Annotated in this window: 18 protein-coding genes; 9 read left to right on the top strand and 9 right to left on the bottom strand. The window is 27.2% G+C overall.

Features of this window, described 5'->3' with window-relative positions:
* Window positions 1-88: 88 nt before the first annotated feature.
* From NG918_RS02405 to NG918_RS02395, 3 genes are all read left to right on the top strand, one after another.
* Entirely contained in the window at window positions 89-340 is a 252-nt protein-coding gene (locus NG918_RS02405; RefSeq protein WP_252212290.1) for a FeoA family protein, read from the top strand.
* Window positions 341-413: 73 nt separating this feature from the next.
* Entirely contained in the window at window positions 414-2,564 is a 2,151-nt protein-coding gene (feoB, locus tag NG918_RS02400) for a ferrous iron transport protein B (protein ID WP_252224327.1), read from the top strand.
* Window positions 2,565-2,847: 283 nt separating this feature from the next.
* On the top strand, window positions 2,848-4,545 hold the full coding sequence (locus tag NG918_RS02395) for a methyl-accepting chemotaxis protein (RefSeq protein WP_252212292.1): 1,698 nt from the start codon (window positions 2,848-2,850) through the stop codon (window positions 4,543-4,545).
* Between the two features lie 63 nt (window positions 4,546-4,608).
* Here the strand turns inward: NG918_RS02395 and NG918_RS02390 are convergent, their stop codons facing one another.
* From NG918_RS02390 to NG918_RS02350, 9 genes are all read right to left on the bottom strand, one after another.
* Window positions 4,609-5,427, bottom strand: coding sequence for a TraX family protein (locus NG918_RS02390; RefSeq protein ID WP_252224324.1), 819 nt, complete (start codon window positions 5,425-5,427; stop codon window positions 4,609-4,611).
* Between the two features lie 103 nt (window positions 5,428-5,530).
* Window positions 5,531-6,934, bottom strand: coding sequence for a sensor histidine kinase (locus tag NG918_RS02385; RefSeq protein ID WP_252224321.1), 1,404 nt, complete (start codon window positions 6,932-6,934; stop codon window positions 5,531-5,533).
* 1 nt (window position 6,935) lies between these two features.
* On the bottom strand, window positions 6,936-7,649 hold the full coding sequence (locus tag NG918_RS02380; RefSeq protein WP_252212295.1) for a response regulator transcription factor: 714 nt from the start codon (window positions 7,647-7,649) through the stop codon (window positions 6,936-6,938).
* 95 nt (window positions 7,650-7,744) lie between these two features.
* On the bottom strand, window positions 7,745-8,518 hold the full coding sequence (locus NG918_RS02375; protein ID WP_252212296.1) for an ABC transporter permease: 774 nt from the start codon (window positions 8,516-8,518) through the stop codon (window positions 7,745-7,747).
* A gap of 5 nt (window positions 8,519-8,523) precedes the next feature.
* Window positions 8,524-9,411: an ABC transporter ATP-binding protein gene (locus tag NG918_RS02370; RefSeq protein ID WP_252212297.1), complete on the bottom strand. Its 888-nt coding sequence runs from the start codon at window positions 9,409-9,411 to the stop codon at window positions 8,524-8,526.
* Window positions 9,412-9,426: 15 nt separating this feature from the next.
* Window positions 9,427-10,452, bottom strand: coding sequence for a hypothetical protein (locus NG918_RS02365; RefSeq protein WP_252224318.1), 1,026 nt, complete (start codon window positions 10,450-10,452; stop codon window positions 9,427-9,429).
* 201 nt (window positions 10,453-10,653) lie between these two features.
* Window positions 10,654-11,268, bottom strand: coding sequence for a superoxide dismutase (locus NG918_RS02360; protein ID WP_252212299.1), 615 nt, complete (start codon window positions 11,266-11,268; stop codon window positions 10,654-10,656).
* A 291-nt stretch (window positions 11,269-11,559) separates the two neighbouring features.
* Window positions 11,560-12,120 (bottom strand): hypothetical protein, encoded by a 561-nt coding sequence (locus NG918_RS02355; protein WP_252212300.1) that lies wholly within the window; start codon window positions 12,118-12,120, stop codon window positions 11,560-11,562.
* 179 nt (window positions 12,121-12,299) lie between these two features.
* Window positions 12,300-12,482 carry a hypothetical protein gene (locus tag NG918_RS02350; RefSeq protein WP_252212301.1) on the bottom strand — a complete coding sequence of 61 codons (183 nt, stop codon included), beginning with the start codon at window positions 12,480-12,482 and terminating at the stop codon, window positions 12,300-12,302.
* Between the two features lie 523 nt (window positions 12,483-13,005).
* Between NG918_RS02350 and NG918_RS02345 the strand changes: the two genes are divergently transcribed.
* The 6 genes from NG918_RS02345 to NG918_RS02320 all read left to right on the top strand — a co-directional run bounded on the left by NG918_RS02345 (window position 13,006) and on the right by NG918_RS02320 (window position 19,082).
* Entirely contained in the window at window positions 13,006-14,574 is a 1,569-nt protein-coding gene (locus tag NG918_RS02345; protein ID WP_252212302.1) for an ABC transporter substrate-binding protein, read from the top strand.
* A gap of 77 nt (window positions 14,575-14,651) precedes the next feature.
* Entirely contained in the window at window positions 14,652-15,656 is a 1,005-nt protein-coding gene (locus NG918_RS02340) for an ABC transporter permease (protein ID WP_252224315.1), read from the top strand.
* 21 nt (window positions 15,657-15,677) lie between these two features.
* A complete protein-coding gene (nikC, locus tag NG918_RS02335) occupies window positions 15,678-16,586 on the top strand; it encodes a nickel transporter permease (RefSeq protein ID WP_252224313.1) in 909 nt (302 codons plus the stop codon).
* Between the two features lie 15 nt (window positions 16,587-16,601).
* Window positions 16,602-17,576, top strand: a complete 975-nt coding sequence (locus NG918_RS02330; RefSeq protein ID WP_252224311.1) for an ABC transporter ATP-binding protein — start codon at window positions 16,602-16,604, stop codon at window positions 17,574-17,576.
* Window positions 17,577-18,557 (top strand): ABC transporter ATP-binding protein, encoded by a 981-nt coding sequence (locus tag NG918_RS02325; protein WP_252212306.1) that lies wholly within the window; start codon window positions 17,577-17,579, stop codon window positions 18,555-18,557.
* 162 nt (window positions 18,558-18,719) lie between these two features.
* On the top strand, window positions 18,720-19,082 hold the full coding sequence (locus tag NG918_RS02320) for a YccF domain-containing protein (protein ID WP_252212307.1): 363 nt from the start codon (window positions 18,720-18,722) through the stop codon (window positions 19,080-19,082).
* The last annotated feature ends 21 nt before the right edge of the window (window positions 19,083-19,103 follow it).

The raw sequence follows: 19,103 nt of genomic DNA, 5'->3' as shown, positions 1-19,103 counted from the left end.
CATATCTTAGTTTAGAGAAAGATTTTTAGCCTTAAGAAACACTCTTTCTCTAAACTAAAAACATTATATAAAAGGAGATATACAAATTATGAATGATAATTCTTTAAGTAATACAATTTCACTTAACAAACTACCCTTAGGGAATAAATGTAAAGTAAGCAAATTGGATGCTGATGGAGTAATTAGACGAAGATTTTTAGATCTTGGATTAATAACGGGTACAGAAGTTGAATCTTTAGGACAAAGTCCATCTGGAGATCCTATTGCATATTTAATAAGAGGAGCTGTTATAGCTATTAGATCTGAAGATGCTTCTAAAATTTTAGTGGAAACACTTTAATATTAAGCTTATTTATGTCTAATCCATTAATTTTATAAATAAAATTTTAAGTAATGTATAAAGGAGCTTTTTAATGGGATTAACTAACCAGTCTACTGGCACTAATGCTTTAGATAAAGATTTAAACATTATTAGAACCTCTAAAGATGATAAAGTAATTGCACTTGCTGGTAATCCTAATGTTGGAAAGAGTACAGTTTTTAATAATTTAACTGGATTAAATCAGCATACAGGTAACTGGCCTGGTAAAACAGTAACTAATGCTACAGGCAAATACACTCATAAGAAAAAAGAATTCACCTTAGTTGATATTCCAGGCACATATTCTCTTATGGCTAATTCAGTTGAAGAAGAAGTTGCTAGAGATTTTATATGCTTTGGAAATCCTGATGCTACTGTGGTTATTGTTGATGCTACATGCCTTGAAAGAAACTTAAATCTAGTATTGCAAACACTTGAGATAACTGAAAATGTTTTAGTTTGTGTTAATTTAATGAATGAAGCTAAACGAAAAGGTATAGTGATAAATTTAGAAAAGCTTTCGTCTTTATTAGGTGTTCCAGTAGTAGGCACAAGTGCAAACATTGGCAAAGGACTGCAAGAATTAAAAGATGAAATTTATAATTTATCTTTTAATAGTGTAGAGAAAAACATTATAAGTATTAAATATAGTTCATTTATAGAAGATGCTATATTATTAATTGAAAAAGTACTTCCAGATAAATTAAAATCTAAACTAAATACTAGATGGCTTTCTTTAAAGCTATTAGAGGGTGATTTAACATTATTATCTTCAATAGATAATTATATTGGATTTAAATTACTAGATGATACTAGTATTGCGAAGGCTATTTATAATGCTAAAGAATATTTAAAAATTAATGGATTAGATGAAAATATGCTTAGAGATGAAATTGTAACAACATTAGTATGTATTGCTGAAAAAGTAAGTAAAGATGTAGTAGCTTTTAGCCTTGAAAAATATAATGATTTTGATAGGAAAATAGATAAAGTTTTAACTTCTAAAAAATTTGGTATTCCTATAATGATATTACTTTTAGCAGTAATATTTTGGATAACCATAACTGGAGCTAATGTTCCATCTGAAATTCTAGCTACTGGATTATTTTGGATTCAAGATAAACTTTCAGCATTCCTATTTTCTTTAGGGGCTCCTGTGTGGTTAGAGGGTGTATTAATTCAAGGCGTATACAGAACTCTTGCTTGGGTTGTTTCTGTAATGTTACCTCCTATGGCAATATTTTTTCCACTCTTTACTTTGCTTGAAGACTTAGGCTACTTACCTAGGATTGCTTATAATTTAGATAATTTCTTTAAAAAATCATGTGCTTGTGGAAAACAAGCTCTTACAATGTGTATGGGATTTGGTTGTAATGCAGCAGGCATAATTGGTTGTAGAATAATAGATTCTCCAAGAGAACGATTAATTGCTATTATTACAAATAACTTTGTACCTTGCAATGGACGATTTCCTACTTTAATTGCTATTATTACAATGTTTTTTGCTGGTATGTTTGTAGGACCATTTCAATCAATAGCATCTACTCTAATCTTAACTTGTGTAATACTTTTAGGGGTATTTATGACACTTACAATTTCTAAAATATTATCAAAAACTATTTTGAAGGGAATTCCTTCTTCATTTACTTTAGAATTACCTCCTTATCGTAAACCACAAGTTGGTAAGATCATAGTTAGATCAATTTTTGATAGAACCTTATTCGTTCTTGGAAGAGCTATAGTTGTTGCAGCGCCAGCTGGTTTGGTTATATGGTTAATGGCGAACTTAAATGTTAATGGACTTAGTATATTAACTCACTGTGCTAATTTTCTTAATCCATTTGCTCATCTTATAGGATTGGATGGATATATACTTATGGCTTTTATATTAGGATTTCCTGCCAATGAAATTGTAATTCCAATAATCATTATGAGTTATATGGCTGCAGGAAGCATGTTAGAATTAAGTAGTACAGCACAGCTTCATAGCTTGCTTGTTGAAAATGGGTGGACTTGGCTTACTGCCGTATGTGTAATGCTTTTTTCTTTAATGCATTGGCCTTGTAGTACCACATGTTTAACAATAAAGAAAGAAACTCAAAGTTTAAAATGGACAGCTATTTCATTTTTAGTTCCAACTATTACTGGAATTACTATATGTTTTATAGTTACATCAATAGTTAGAATTCTCGGGCTTGCTTAGAATAAACAAATATAAACTATTAATTCTATAAACAAAAAGAAAGTGATAATCCTTATAATATCACTTTCTTTTTGTTTAAGGTTTAATATAAAAATATACTTTAAACTTTACTAAATATTTTATATTACTATGTGTCTTGATAACATATATAATCATTTTCTTACACATGTTAACATTTTCATACAAATATTTTATTTGATTAATTATAAATATGATATAATAGTATGTATTTTATAATTTGGTAAATAAAACTACAAAAAACAAAAGAGAGGAAGGATTTTCAATGAAAAGTATAAAAACAAAAATATTAATACCAATTTTTTTAATTTCAATATTTTTCTTAAGTTTTATGTTTATTGAATTTACTCAAATAAAAAGTAACTTAAGTTTAGTTAATGAAATGGAATCTACTTATTTTACTACAGCATTAAAAGCAGATGAATTAAAACTTAATGTAGTACAAGTTCAGCAATGGCTTACTGATATAAGTGCTACAAGAGCTGCTGAAGGTTTTGATGATGGATTTGACGAAGCTGAGAAGTATGCTAAAAATATTGAGTTACTTATAGATGATCTTAAAAAACTAAATTCTAATAATATACAAGAAATTGAAGAGATAAAGAAAGACTTTAAACCATATTATGAAGTAGGCAAGGTAATGGCTAGTGCATATATTACTGGTGGTCCTAATGAAGGAAATAACTATATGGAAAGTTTTGATACAACTGCTGAATCTATAAATAATAAAGTTGATAAATTTAAAGACACTTCATATAACAATGTACAAGTATCAATTAAAAATATACAAAAGTCAATTCAACAAACATTAATATTGATAGCAGTTGCAGTTATTATTTTAATAGTTATAATAGTATTTTCATCTATATATATAACTAAAAATATTGTTAATCCAATAAATAAGATATTAGCTAAATTAAAATTAATGGCTAATAACAGTGGAGATTTAACTCAAAACATTGATTTTGTTAGTAATGATGAAATTGGTGAATTAGCTAAAAATTTTAATTTAATGCAAAATTCTTTTAGGAATATAATAAAGATCATTATGGAAGAATCTAATAACGTTGAAATTAAAGTAAAAGAAACCAATTCAGATATTAACACTTTATCTACTTTAATAGAAGATGTTTATGCAACTACAGAACAACTAGCTAGTGGCATTGAAGAAACTTCAGCTTCTACAGAAGAAATTAATGCTGTTGTTACTGAAATTAATTCAAATATTGAATCAATTGCGATAAAAGCTAAAGATGAAGCTAGTGATTCATTATTAATCAAAGAAAGAGCAAATAAACTAAAAATGATAGCTATATCGTCTAAAGAAATAGCTGAAAAGATTAATATACAAACTCAGCAAAAGGTCTTAGATGCTATTGAAAAATCTAAAGAAGTCGAAAAGATTAATGTATTATCAGAATCTATTCTACAAATAACTTCTCAAACTAATCTTTTAGCCTTAAATGCAGCCATTGAAGCTGCACGTGCTGGAGAAGCTGGAAAAGGTTTTTCAGTAGTAGCTGAAGAAATACGAAAACTTGCTGAAGACTCAAAAAGTACAGCATCAGAAATTAAAAATATTAATGATGTAATTATAAATGCAGTAGAAAACTTAGCTAATACTTCAAAAGAAATACTAGAATTTATAAACACCAATGTTATAAACGATTATGAAATGATTGTTAAAACTGGTGAACAATACAGTGAAGATGCAATAAAAATTAATAATATTACAACGGATTTTAGTAATATATCTAATAAAATAACTATTTCTATGAATGAGGTAGTTAAATCAATGGATGATATAAGTGCGTCTAGTACAGAATTAGCTAGTGGTACAAATAGTATTACTGAAAATATGCATATCATTTCTGATAATTCAGACACTGTAGTTAAAACAGTTAAAGATGTTACCACTAATACTAATAGATTAATTGAAACTGTTAGTAATTTTAAAATCTAAATATATAAAAAAGATATATCAAAATGTTATTAATAACAAATTTGATATATCTTTTTTTATACTTTATTTTATTAATAAAATTCCTAATATATATAATAGATAAACATGTACGGGATAATATACATAAAATAAGTATTTCATTCCTTTACCCTTTTGACCATTATATAATAACATAAGTGGTAATGCTCCTATCATGATCCATTGATAATTACTTAGAAAGCTATTGCTTAAACTATAATCTCCATTAGCTCCGGATACAAATATAAATGCAGTGAATACTATATATAAGATACTTAAAGCTACCTTTTTGCCTCTACATAAATATAATATTATTCCTAAAACTATCCAAGCAATCCCACCCTCTACTAAAAACGGTGTTGGTATTAATATCATAATTATTTGTATTAAAGTCATTGGTAAAAATTCTAAAGTAAATAAAACAATAATTCCTATTAATAATGGTCCTACAATCAATGATATTCCTAAAAGCATATCTTTTGTACTTTTTTCAACTCTAGATTTCTTTATAAATTCTATTCCTTGTAAAAAAATTGTAATCAAAAACATTGTTGCAAATATGTTATTAATTATAGCTATTTCATTTGGATGTGGCATAATCTTTTGAATAAGAGTATTTCCTAGTATCATAATGACAGACCAAATATATAATCTTCCAATATATTTTTTTCTATCATGAGTATGATAAAATCCTTCTACAACCATAAATATAAATAGTGGTGCTACTATTCTACCTAGCCAATGAAACCATACAGGAATATTCATTGAATAAGGCATAAATTCTCCTATATGATCAAATGTCATTAATATAAGTGCCAATATTTTGATAGTAAATCCATCAATTCCTTTTTTTATATCTTCCATAAATAATTCTCCTAATCTTTTTTAATTTACAGTATAATACAAGATATTCTTGCAATTTACTATTTAAAATGTTAATTTATCACTTGTTTTTATAATTATAAATTTATAACACTATTGTAATTTCAGTTCCATATCCTAATTTGCTATTAATTTTAATGTCTCCACCATGATTATTTATTATTTCTTTTGATATAGCCATTCCGAGTCCTGACCCCTTATGATGTTCTCCTGTATTAGTTCCTCTATAATATCTATCAAAAATATGATTTAAATCTTTTGTGCTTATTCCATTGCCATTATCTTTTATTAAGATTGTTATTCTATCTACTTTTTTTAGTTCTATCTTTATTGAAACATCTTCTTTATTATGAACTATTGCATTGAAAATCAAATTAGTTAATGCCCTTTTTAAAAGTATAATATCTACTTCCTTTTCAATAACATCTATATTACTATTAAATTCTATGTCTCTATTTTCATATCTACTGTCATTTAATATATCAATTATTATGTTTCTAACTAAAGACACCAAATTAGTATTTTGCTTATTTAAAGTTAAAGCATTATTCTTTAACCTTGTAGATAAATTAAGTTCATCCACAAGCTCTTTTATATACTTAGATTTACTATATATTATTTCTGTATAATCTTGAATTTCTTCTCTTGAAAATTCATATTCTTTATCACTAATAATCTCAGCATATCCTTGAATAGAAGCTAATGGAGTCTTTATATCATGAGTAATGTTAGCCAGCCACTCTTCTCTCATTGAATCTAATTCTTTTCTTTCTATTTCGTTTTGCCTTAATGCACTTGCTAAATCATTTATATTTGCAAAAACATCTTTATAAATTCCTTTTTCTTTAGTACATATTTCATAGTTACCTTTTGCTAACACATCTACATTATTTATTATTTCTCCCATAGGTTTAGTTAATTTTCTACTAAATAAATATCCAAATATTAAAGCTATTATTGCATCTACAATAAGTGTTAAAATTATTATTATCTTTACTTGATTTATTGCTGTATCCATAGAATAATTTAGTGTTATTCTATCTGCATATGTAGTTGGTAATGCAAGAATTATATTTACATGAGCATTACTTAAATCCTTTTCTAATAAAAAATTTACAAATGGACCTATTTTATACTTATAATTATGAACCATATCAAAAGGCGTATAATTTTTAGGAACATCCTGTGGCCTATTTATATTAGATATCTCTTCTCCATAATCATTTAAAACCTGTATCCAAGCCCCAGACTTTTCTAATAATATAATTCCTTCTTCTGTTATCTTTAATTCTCCATTATCTTCATACATATACTCTGAAAAGTCTCTTGCAAAACTCTCAGGATCTTTTGAATCATTGTTTTTATAGTTAATATTAACATCTAAAGTATACCAGCTAAATATAGTTAAGATGTTAATATTAACTACTAATATGACAACTGCAACAATAGTAGCTATGAAGTTCCCCGTTATTTTCCATTTTGTCTTCATTCTAATCTTCCTTTACAGATAATTTATACCCAAGTCCCCTAACTGTAAGAATATATTTAGGATTAGATGAGTCATCTTCTATTTTTTCTCTTAATTTTCGTATATGAACCATTATTGTATTATCAAATCCAAAGTAGTCTTCTCCCCATACCTTATCCCATAGTTTTTCTTTACTTATTATTTGATTTTGATTGTGTGCTAATAAAGATAATATTTTAAGCTCCTTAGCTGTTAATTCTATTACTTTATCATTTTTCATTAGTTCTGCTCTGCTCTCATTTAAAACATACGGTCCAAATTTTATTATTTTTTCTTCATTATTAAGCTCATTTGAATTTTCATTAACATAACTGGCTCTTCTTAAATGAGCTTTTACTCTAAAAGCAACTTCCTTAGGACTAAATGGTTTAGTTATATAATCATCTCCGCCTATTGCAAAACCTAATATTTTATCTAATTCTTCTGTTTTAGCGGATAAGAATAATATGGGAACATTAGATGTACTTCTTATATCTTTGCATATTTCATATCCATCACCATCAGGCAACATTATATCTAATATAACTAATTCTGGTTTTACTCTTTTAAACTCTGCTAAACCTTCCTTTAAAGTTTTCGCTGTATATATATTATTAAATCCTTCTTTCTTCAACACTGTTTCTAACAATTTCAAAATTTCAATCTCATCATCTACTATTAATACCCTATTATTCATAACATTGTCCTCTCTTTCATTTGTTTTTATTCTTCGACAAAATTTTCATAATTTAATTTTACATTAATAGTAGATATAATAAAAGGAATTTATAATTAAAGTCGTTTACTATTTGTAAAATTCTTATATGCAATTAAAGGTAGTACAAATATTAATACTATTGATATTACTACTGCTAAACCTCTATACATAACTGGTATTTGATGTCTAACCATTAATTGACTCATCATAACCCAATTTGGTGTTAATGCTATAAAGTTAAGTAGTGATTTTGAAACAAGTCCTTGAGTGAAAAATGGAATTCCCATAACTGCGCCACCTAATATAAATGGTATTGCTGCTGACTTAAATGCTGATGATAAAGTTAATCCTATTTGTGCAAATAAAAATGAACCTAAAGTAACAGATAACACAACAATTATATACATTTGTAATACTGTAATTTCTGATTCACTATTTCCAAAATACCATAGATTTTTAATAGGATCATTTAAACTTTTAAATCCTTCAAGCGCAAATCCTCTTAATCCAACAAGTAAGGTAAATGAAACATTAATTAATGATAGTGCTATTCCAGCTGATATTGCTTTTGCTACTGTTATGTATTTTTTTCCATTTTTGGTGGTGTTTATTAATCCTACCATATTAGATTCATACTCTTTAGTATAATTTCCTGAGATTGCTATAAACATAACTAAGCCTATAAGTGGGATTGAACCTTCTATTTTATAAAATATATCTGCATAAGTTTCTGACATTCCAAAATCTCTAATTAAAATAAATCCAAACCCTAAAAGTAACGCCCAAAGCACTAGAAGACTCTTCTTACTTAATATTTTTCTTAATTCTGCTTTTATTAAATTCATCATATTAATTACACCTCTTTTGCATTTTCTAAATCAAAGTAAAACATATATACATCTTCAAATCTTGCTGATGTGGGCTCTACGTTTATTTCCTTTGGCATTGTATCTGAAACTACTCTTAATATAGTTGAATTAATATCACTTTGAATACTTACAACCTTGTATTTATCTTGAATTCTATTAATTTCACTTTCATCATTAACACTTATGTTGTAAACCCTGTTAGTCATATCAGATAATATTTCTTTATGAGTTCCTTTCATAAGAAGCTTTCCTTTTTTTATCATTATAGTTTCTTTTGCTACTGATTCTATATCTGATATTATATGAGTTGAAAGTATTATTATCTTATCTCTTGATATTTTAGCTATTAGATTTCTAAATCTTGTTCTTTCTTGCGGATCAAGTCCTGCTGTTGGTTCATCTAAAACTATTATCTTAGGATCATTTAGTAAAACTTGTGCTATACCAACTCTTCTTTTCATTCCACCTGAAAACTTTCCTATTGCTTTATTTCTAACATCATAAAGACCAACTAATTCTAATAATTCATCAACTTTAGAATTCAAACGTCTACCACTCATTCCTTTTAATGCACCAACATATTGTAAAAATTGTTTTGCAGTAAAATTCTTATATACTCCAAATTCTTGTGGAAGATATCCTATAACATCTCTATATTTATCATCTATCTTAAATATATCTTCACCATTATATAAGATTTCACCTTTGTCTGGTCTTATAAGTGTAGTTATTTGTTTCATTAAAGTTGTTTTTCCTGCTCCATTTGGTCCCAATAATCCATAAACACCATTTTCTAATGTAATTGTAATACCATCATTTGCTCTTTTTCTACCATATATTTTTGTTAAATCTTTTATTTCTAATTTATTCATTATTAATTCCTCCAATTATCTATTGATATATTTTGTTCTGCTTATTACAAAGCACAATATAGTTGAAATTATAAAAAGTACTACTAAAATAATTTTTACTAAACTTATAACTCCAATTTCATTTCCTAATAAATTAACACTTCCCATATAACTTCCAATCAAACTGTTAAAATTAAATATTAAATCATAGTAATTACCATATGAGAATACTGAAAGTATAATTGCTGGCATAAACTTTAAAGTTGATACTACTTTACTTAATACAATAAATACTCCAAACATGCTTATTGAACTTATAGATGACATGCTTATAAATGAAAATAACATTGATGCCATAGCCCAGCCCTCAAACATTAAAAATGCTATTTTAATGTTGCTTAATATGTACGAAATTATAGTTGGATTCCCATTTAGTATTGTTATATTATCAACTATTCTAAATGCTTCTAATTCTCCATTAATAGGTGCTCCTTGCTGAATATAAGTTATAACAAATATTCCTAATAAATAAACACTATAAACTGCTATTGGTATTAAAAGTGCTATTATTATTTTAGAATTTAATGCTTTCTTCTTTTGCTTTGATGAAAGTATAATATCTTTTACTGAAGATATTATTTCATCGGTATAAAGGTTAGATATAATTATCATTATAATTACAAGCATTGATATATTTATAAGTGGATTAGTTGCCCTGTAGTTAAACACTTGCCAAAATCCTACCTCTTCATATTTTGAGCTTTTCAAATTACTTATTTTTTGTTTTGATATTGAAGCTATTGTTTTAGAAAATTTATCTTCATTATTTTCTTGCTTACTTAATTCTTCCAAAACTGATACTTTCATATTAAATTTTTCATTTGCTATTTCAGACTTTTCTCTACTATCTTCAATGTATCCTTTTTCAGCATCTATATAAGAATTTTTAGTTTCTAATGCTGGATCAATAAAGGATACAATTAGCAACGTAAAAGTTAAAACTGCTAATGAAATTATCATACCTTTAGATTTAATTAATTTTTTAAATTCCCATCCTATCATTTTTATCCTCCATATTTCATTTGTTCTCTTTCGCTATGTCTATATATTAGTACCTGAATCTTATATAAAAATATTATTAACCTTAAATAAAGCTTAATTAATTTAAATTATGTTGGTATTTTAAAGTATGACTTAAAAATGAACGCATAAAAAATGCCCGTTAAACACCTTATATAGGTATTTAACGGGCATCAAAATTTATTAGATTGAATAGTTCAGATATAATCCTTCTACTTTAGCCCAATCAATTATGTTCCAAATATTTTTAACATAATCAGCTCTTAGATTTTTGTATTTTAAATAATATGCATGTTCCCAGACATCTATACACAATATAGGAATAAGACCATTACTAATAGGATTATTTTGATTTAGTACATTTGTTACAGATAATTTTCCATTTGCATCTTTAACTAAAAAGCCATATCCAGATCCAAATTGTCCTATTGCTGCATTACTTATTTCATTTTTTAAATTTTCTAAATTTCCAAAGGTCTTATTTATCTCATCTAATAACTTTCCTTCTGGAGCTTTTTTAGGTGTTGGAGAAAGAATAGCAAAATATAAATTATGATTAAATACTCCACCACCTTGATTTATAACTCCTTGTCTAATTTCTTCAGGTATAGAATTTACATCAGATAATATTTTCCCTAGTGATTTTCCATTTGCAAATTCTTCATGACCTTTTAAAATATTATTTAAATTATTTACATAAGTTTGAAGATGTTTATTATAATGTATATCTACTGTCTCCTTATCTATATACGGTTCTAAAGCATCATAATTATATGGTAATTCAATTTTATTAAACATACGTATCTCTCCTTAAATTAAAATATTTTATTTCTATATTAATAGTATCTCTAATTAATGTTACTTTTATAATAAAAATAAACCGGCTTATATTTGTATGATAAATTGCTACGATTCTTTTGCATAATTATACCACAAATACGTTTTAATTGAAATAGCCTATTATAAAATAATTGATTTCATTAAATATTAATTATTAATATCTTGCTAATATATTGAAATTCACAAAAATCATTTAAATAAAATACCAGCATTCCTCATCTCCACACATATTTATTCATAAAAATTTACTTATATTAGACATAATAATTTTAGTTTATCAACAATGTAATTATACTTTTCAAATATCTCTAAACTCTCTTTGGATACTACCTTGCTCATTTTATTTAAATCAAAAATTAATCCATCTAAATTACTTATATCACACTCAAAACATAATTTTAATTTTTCATTCAATGCTTTGAAAGCCTTTTGATTGTTGCAAAATTCATCTATAATATTATTACTAAACCTTATCAAAACGTTTTCTTTTTGATTAAAAGAAGTTTCACTCTTTAATTTCATCTTAATCGATAATAACTTTTTAATAATACTATTAATCTCATTCATTATATCTTTACTCCAGCTTATTTCACTCCAACCTGTAATTCCGTATTCACTTATTTCAATACCACTAGAAATATTATTTACTGTAAACATATTTTCTGAAGAAATATATTCTTCTTCAATATATTCATGTAACTTCAAGGAATTTTCATATAGTTCTTTTACTTGTAATCTTGCATCATAAAATTCTTCGGATAAATCTACCTTTTTAAAATTTTCTTTATACGTTTTCATTTTTTCGCCCATATTTTCAACCCCTTAAATCTCTTGTTAATTTCATTATATACCATAATATACTTATTTATATAGTTGTATATAAAATTTATTATTTTAGAAAAAAAAGCAGATATATTTTAAATATATCTGCTTTTTTATACATTTTTTTTATTAGATATTTTTCAATTTAAAAATATCAATAATTAATATTATTTAATATCTTGCAAAAGCTTTTTTAACTTATTTTGAACAAGCCATAGTTTTTTCTGTTTTCTATTATAAGATACCATCATATTCTTATTATTTTTATTTTTATCAAGTAATTTTATGTACTCCTCATCAGCTATCTTTAATGCATCTTCAATTACTAAAAGTTCATCCCTTGTAAACATACTACTCTTTCTCCCTTATTTTTAATTTATATCTTATATTTTATATAAATTTTATAGTAAATTCAAATTTTATAGTATTAAATACTTAAATTAAAAATCTTAATGAATAATAATTACTATACAATGAATTTTTATAAAAAAATAACTTTCTTCTACATTTTATAATAAAACTTATATTTTTTATTATAAATATAAAAATCCTCTCTAAGTTTATAAATTTCTATCATATTTCGTTTTATATGTTTTAATATTTTATTAATAAAATTAATTTTTAATTATGTATTTTTTAATTAAACGCCTTTAATAATATTAATTTATTTTTATTTATTGCATTTAATTACAAATTTATGATATAATAATTTAAATTAATAAATGGAAATATTATCTAAATTATTATATTTTTAAATAAATATTATTTTGTTATTAAAAAAAGAAAGAATATCATTTCGTATGTTTATACATAAAACTATATTTTTTCTTTTTATATATTAAAAAAGATTTAAATTATTAAGGGGGATATTTTATGAAACAGAAAGCATTATCGCTTATTTTGACAGCGATACTTTCTACTACTTTTCTTGTAGGTTGTGGTGGACAAACTGATAATAACTCAGGAAATTCTAGTGGAGAAAAAACATTTATCTTTGCACAAGGAGCTGATCCAAGGGGTCTTGATCCTGCTTTTGTTGATGATGGGGAATCTGCTAAAGTAATGTGTAATATCTATGAAGGTCTAGTTGCTTATGGTGATGATAATACTAATATCCAGCCATGCTTAGCTGAAAGCTGGGATATTAGTGAGGATGGTACTAAGTATACCTTTCATCTAAGAAAAGGAGTTAAATTCCATGATGGTACTGATTTTAATTCAGAAGCTGTTGTTAAATCAGTAGTTCGTCAATTACCTCCAAATAGAACTGATGATATGCCTTATGCATCATTCACTTTTGCTGGTGTTAAAACAGTTGAAGCAATTGATGAAAATACAGTTGAATTTATTCTTGAATCACCAAACACTCCTTTTATATCTAATTTAGCTATGTCACTTGCAGCTCCAATTGTAAGTCCTAAAGCTCTAGATGAAAGTAATGGAAATTTGAATGAGAAGCCTGTTGGTACTGGTCCATTTAAGTTTGTTTCTTGGGAAAAAGGAGAAAAAATTACCATAGAAAAAAATACTGATTATTGGGGCGAAAAATCAAAATTGGATAAAGTAGTATTAAAAATTACTAAAGAAAACTCTGTAAGAGCCAGTGAACTTATGACAGGTGCTATTGATGCTATGGATGGTTTAGATCCAAATGATGTTGATAAATTAAAAGAAAAGAATATGACCATATTCAGCAAACCTGGCATGAATATCAATTATATGGCATTCAATTGTGAAAGATCACCTTTTAATAATGTAAAATTAAGAGAAGCTTTATCATATGCTATTGATCGCAATGAATTAGTTCAATATTTATATCAAGGATATGCAGATCCAGCAAAAACAGAGATACCTAGTTTTATACCTGGATTTAAAGAAAATGTAGCTGCATATGAATACAATCCTGAAAAAGCTAAAGAAATCATTGCTGAACTTGGATTATCTGATTTAAACATACACATGATTACTTATTCAAATCCAAGACCATATAATTCTGTTGGAGGACAAAAACTTGCTGAAGCAATTCAAAATTACTTTAATAAGATTGGTGTTACTTCTACTATAGATGTATATCAATGGACTGAATATAAAGATAAAACTCAACAAGGTGAAGGCGATATCGTATTCTATGGATGGAATGGCGATAACGGTGATGCTGATAATTTCTTCTCTTTACTTGATAGTAAAGAGATTGCTGGTAGTTTAAATGTTGCCAGGTTTAATAATCCTGAGGTAGATGCTCTTTTATTGAAAGGTAAACAAACACCAAATGGTGATGCAAGAAATGCTGTTTATGGTGAACTTCAAGATTTACTTGCTAAACAAGCGCCTTGGGTTCCAATATCTTATGCTAAACAAATGGCTGCTTCCAAACCTAATGTTAAAAACTTTAGTGTTCATCCAACGGGTTCTATTTTCTTTAAAAACGTAGATAAAGAATAAAATCTAAAGCAAAACTTTAAGGGTTCCGATTTTATCGGGACCTTATAATTTAATATTATAAAAAAAGAGGTGAATTTATGGTCAAGTATATAATAAAAAGAATACTTCTTCTTATACCAGTACTTTTTGGTGTTTCTGTATTAGTGTTTTTAGTAATGCATGTTTTTAGTTCAGATCCTACATCAATAATTTTAGGACAGCATGCAAGTCAAGAGCAAATATCAGCTTTAAGAGAACAATTAGGATTAAATGATCCTTTGTATATTCAATATTTTGACTTTATGAAAGGTTTGATGCATGGAAATTTCGGCAACTCACTTATAACTAAAACTTCAGTTTCAAAAGAAATTTTTTCAAGATTCCCAGCAACTATTGAACTTGCTATAGTTGCAATAATTATTGCTTCAATAATAGGTGTTACTTTAGGAGTTATTTCTGCAGTAAAACAAAATTCAATTATAGATTATCTTTGTATGGGTGGCTCTTTACTTGGCGTTTCAATGCCTATATTTTGGCTTGGCTTAATTCTAATAGTTATATTTTCTGTTAATCTACATATACTTCCTGTTTCAGGCCGTGCAACAATAGGTATGGAACCTATTAAGATTACAGGATTGTATTTGTTAGACAGTTTAATTTCAGGAAACTTAACAGCATTTTGGGATTCTTTAAAGCATATGGCTCTTCCAGTAATAGCACTTGCATCATATTCAACTGCTATCATAGCTAGAATGACTCGTTCAACAATGCTTGAAGTTTTAGGACAAGACTATGTTAGAACTGCAAGATCAAAAGGTCTTATTGAAAATATAGTTATTATAAGACATGGTCTAAGAAATGCATTAATTCCTATTTCTACCGTTATTGGATTACAACTTGGTTCCTTACTTGGTGGTGCTGTATTAACAGAAACAGTTTTCTCTTGGCCTGGAATAGGCAGTTATACTATAGACGCTATATTAAAAGCTGATTATCCTGTTGTTCAAGGTGCTGTAATTATAATGGCAATAATATTTGTATTAGTAAATCTATTTGTTGATTTACTTTATGCTTATATAGATCCTCGTATAAAGTACTCTTAAAAAAGGGGTGTATATATTATTATGGATACTAATTTAATACAAGAAAATTCAGCTTCTATAGATGAAGTAAATTTATATGAAAACACAAAATGGAATAGATTTAAAAAATTCTTCAAACTAACAGTATCAAATCGAGCTGCATTAGTAGGTTTAATATTTATTTTATTAATTCTATTAGTTGCTATATTAGGCAAATATATAATGCCTTATGATCCTTATACTGGAGAATTATCAAATTCACTTCAAAAACCATCTGCGCAGCATTTTTTTGGTACAGATGAACAAGGTAGAGATATATTTAGTAGAGTTATTGATGGAACAAAAATTTCATTAAGAGTTGGTATTATATCTGTTTCCATAGCTCTATCAATTGGAACAATAATAGGTTCTATTTGTGGTTACTTCGGTGGTAAGATTGATATGTTTTTAATGAGAGTAATGGATATAATTTTAGCTTTTCCTTCTTTACTCTTAGCAATTGCTTTTATGAGCGCTTTAGGAAAAGGCATTGATAAAGCAGTTATAGCAATTAGCATAGTTACAATCCCTGAGTATGCTCGAATAGTACGTGGTTGTGTGCTTTCTGTTCGTGAAAGTGAATATGTACAAGCCGCAAAAGCTATCGGAAACAATGACTTTGTTATAATCTTTAAGCATGTACTTCCCAATATTTTATCTCCAATAATAGTTCGTGCCACTTTAGGTATTTCAACGGCAATATTAGAAACTTCTGCTCTTGGATTCCTTGGACTTGGAGTACAACCACCCTTTGCAGAATGGGGTACTATGCTTGGATCTGGAAGAAGTTATTTTTATAATGCTCCTCATATAATTTTATTTCCTGGCCTTGCAATAACGCTTACAGTACTAGCTTTTAATTTATTTGGAGATGGTCTTAGAGATGCTTTAGATCCTAAGCTCAATTCATAAAGGGGGTACAATTTAATGCTACTTGATGTAAAAAATTTAAAGACAGAATTTATAACTAAAAAAGGTACAATATCTGCTGTAAATGGTGTAGATTTTAATATAAAGAAAGGTGAAGTCGTTGCATTAGTTGGTGAATCTGGTAGTGGTAAAAGCGTTACTTCTCTATCGATAATGAGACTTCATTCTAAAACAAGTAAAACCAAAATATCTGGAGAGATATTATTTAAATCAGAAAACTTGCTAGAAAAATCAGAAAAAGATATGCAAAATTTGCGTGGTAAAAATATATCCATGATTTTTCAAGAACCAATGACCTCTTTAAATCCTGTTTTTACTATCGGAAAACAAATTAGTGAAGCTGTTATGAAACATACAGGATGTAATAAAAAAGAAGCTCGTAAAAAATCAATTGAAATGTTAAATTTAGTTGGTATTCCTTCTCCAGAAAAAAGAATAGACTGTTATCCTCATCAATTAAGCGGTGGAATGAGACAAAGAGTTATGATCGCTATGGCACTTAGCTGTAACCCTGAACTTTTAATAGCTGATGAGCCTACTACTGCACTGGATGTTACCATACAAGCTCAAATATTAGAACTTATGCTAAAATTAAAGGAAAAATTAAATACTTCTATTTTACTTATAACTCATGATTTAGGAGTAGTAGCTGAGGTTGCAGATAGAGTTGTGGTTATGTATTGCGGTAAAGTCGTTGAAAACGCTTCGGTAAAAGATATTTTCAGTGATCCTAAGCATCCATATACAAAAGGGCTTCTTAGTTCTATTCCTAAAATAGATGAAGAGGTTGAAGAATTATTTATAATTCCTGGAACGGTTCCTAATCCATTAGAATTACCAACTGGATGTGAATTTAGAGATAGATGTGAAAAATGTATAGAAAAATGTGCTACTTCTCAGCCGCCTTTAATTTCTTTAGGTGATAGAGAAATTAGATGTTTTTTATATGATGAAAAAAAGGAGGAAAAATAGATGGAAAAGTTAATGGAAATTAAAAACTTAAAAAAATATTTTCCTGTTGGTTCCTCAGGATTTTTTCAAAAACCTCAATACGTTCAAGCAGTAGATGATGTTTCATTTGATATATACAAGGGTGAAACTTTAGGAATTGTTGGTGAGTCTGGCTGTGGAAAGTCTACTATGGGAAGACTATTAGTTAATTTACTGCACTCTACTTATGGAGAAATACTATTTGAAGGAAAAGATATTAATGCTATTAGAAAAAATAATAGAAAAGACATAAGCAAAAACATTCAAATTATCTTTCAAGATCCTTATGCTTCATTAAATCCACGAATGAAAATTGGTGATATTATAAAAGAACCTATGAAAGTTAATAATATAGCAAGTGGAGTCGAACTTGAGAAAAAAGTTGATAAACTTTTAAATTATGTTGGATTGTCATCTTATCACAAAGATAGATTTCCACATGAATTTAGTGGTGGGCAAAGACAAAGAGTTGGAATTGCTAGAGCAATTTCAGTTAGTCCAAAACTTATTGTATGTGATGAAGCTGTGTCTGCACTAGATGTTTCAATTCAAGCTCAAATCTTAAATCTTTTATCTGATCTTCAAAAAGAATTAGGATTTACTTATTTGTTTATAGCTCATGGTTTAAATGTTGTTAAACACATTAGTAATAGAGTTGGAGTTATGTATCTTGGTAAAATCGTTGAAATTGGAGATGTAAATTCATTATATTCTTCTCCACTTCATCCTTATACCAAAGCTTTGCTTTCTGCAATACCTGTTCCTAACCCTGAAATAAAAAAAGAAAGAATTATATTATCTGGAGATGTTCCTAGCCCTATAAATCCTCCAAAAGGATGCAGATTTCATACTAGATGTCCAAATTGCACAAATATATGTAAAGAAATCCAGCCTAAGCTTGTGGAATTAAAAAATGGACATACTGTTGCATGTCATTTATATGATAAGAATTACTCTCTCTGATTTTTAACTTGTTCATATATTGACACAAATATTAAGTGCAAACTATTCTAAAATAACTAAAACCTTAATTTAAGCTTAAATAGTATGATTTATTACACTTTAATTTTAAAATCCTAGTATAATATATTAGTAAAAAATATTAGTAGATTTGAGGTATTATTAATGAGTTGTTTAGGAAATATTATTTGGTTTATTTTTGGAGGATTTGTTAATGCAATTGGTTGGTTTTTCACAGGAATCTTTTGGTGCATAACTATAATCGGTATTCCTATTGGTCTTCAATGTTTTAAAATGGCAGGATTGCAACTTGCGCCTTTTGGAAAAGAAGTTGTAGAAACTGATTCTAGTGGCATAAGCTTTCTTTTAAATATATTATGGATTATATTTGGTGGATTAGGACTTTGTATTTCTAACCTTTTAAGTGCATTATTATTATGTATTACTATAGTCGGAATACCTTTTGCAGTTCAATCATTAAAACTAGCAAAATTATCTTTAATGCCTTTTGGTAAAGAAATTGTATAAGAAATAGGACATGCATAAACG

This window comes from Clostridium sp. ZBS2 (genome assembly GCF_023845855.1).
Lineage (GTDB): Bacteria > Bacillota > Clostridia > Clostridiales > Clostridiaceae > Clostridium > Clostridium aquiflavi.
The sequence above is the reverse complement of the archived record's forward strand: the minus strand, read 5'-3'. Positions and strand labels throughout refer to the sequence as shown.

What these genes read in the sequence shown, in the direction of transcription:
- NG918_RS02405 (WP_252212290.1), top strand. Translation starts at nt 89, where the DNA reads ATGAATGATAATTCTTTAAGTAATACAATTTCACTTAACAAACTACCC.
- feoB (WP_252224327.1), top strand. Translation starts at nt 414, where the DNA reads ATGGGATTAACTAACCAGTCTACTGGCACTAATGCTTTAGATAAAGAT.
- NG918_RS02395 (WP_252212292.1), top strand. Translation starts at nt 2,848, where the DNA reads ATGAAAAGTATAAAAACAAAAATATTAATACCAATTTTTTTAATTTCA.
- NG918_RS02390 (WP_252224324.1), bottom strand. Translation starts at nt 5,427, where the DNA reads ATGGAAGATATAAAAAAAGGAATTGATGGATTTACTATCAAAATATTG.
- NG918_RS02385 (WP_252224321.1), bottom strand. Translation starts at nt 6,934, where the DNA reads ATGAAGACAAAATGGAAAATAACGGGGAACTTCATAGCTACTATTGTT.
- NG918_RS02380 (WP_252212295.1), bottom strand. Translation starts at nt 7,649, where the DNA reads ATGAATAATAGGGTATTAATAGTAGATGATGAGATTGAAATTTTGAAA.
- NG918_RS02375 (WP_252212296.1), bottom strand. Translation starts at nt 8,518, where the DNA reads ATGATGAATTTAATAAAAGCAGAATTAAGAAAAATATTAAGTAAGAAG.
- NG918_RS02370 (WP_252212297.1), bottom strand. Translation starts at nt 9,411, where the DNA reads ATGAATAAATTAGAAATAAAAGATTTAACAAAAATATATGGTAGAAAA.
- NG918_RS02365 (WP_252224318.1), bottom strand. Translation starts at nt 10,452, where the DNA reads ATGATAGGATGGGAATTTAAAAAATTAATTAAATCTAAAGGTATGATA.
- NG918_RS02360 (WP_252212299.1), bottom strand. Translation starts at nt 11,268, where the DNA reads ATGTTTAATAAAATTGAATTACCATATAATTATGATGCTTTAGAACCG.
- NG918_RS02355 (WP_252212300.1), bottom strand. Translation starts at nt 12,120, where the DNA reads ATGGGCGAAAAAATGAAAACGTATAAAGAAAATTTTAAAAAGGTAGAT.
- NG918_RS02350 (WP_252212301.1), bottom strand. Translation starts at nt 12,482, where the DNA reads ATGTTTACAAGGGATGAACTTTTAGTAATTGAAGATGCATTAAAGATA.
- NG918_RS02345 (WP_252212302.1), top strand. Translation starts at nt 13,006, where the DNA reads ATGAAACAGAAAGCATTATCGCTTATTTTGACAGCGATACTTTCTACT.
- NG918_RS02340 (WP_252224315.1), top strand. Translation starts at nt 14,652, where the DNA reads ATGGTCAAGTATATAATAAAAAGAATACTTCTTCTTATACCAGTACTT.
- nikC (WP_252224313.1), top strand. Translation starts at nt 15,678, where the DNA reads ATGGATACTAATTTAATACAAGAAAATTCAGCTTCTATAGATGAAGTA.
- NG918_RS02330 (WP_252224311.1), top strand. Translation starts at nt 16,602, where the DNA reads ATGCTACTTGATGTAAAAAATTTAAAGACAGAATTTATAACTAAAAAA.
- NG918_RS02325 (WP_252212306.1), top strand. Translation starts at nt 17,577, where the DNA reads ATGGAAAAGTTAATGGAAATTAAAAACTTAAAAAAATATTTTCCTGTT.
- NG918_RS02320 (WP_252212307.1), top strand. Translation starts at nt 18,720, where the DNA reads ATGAGTTGTTTAGGAAATATTATTTGGTTTATTTTTGGAGGATTTGTT.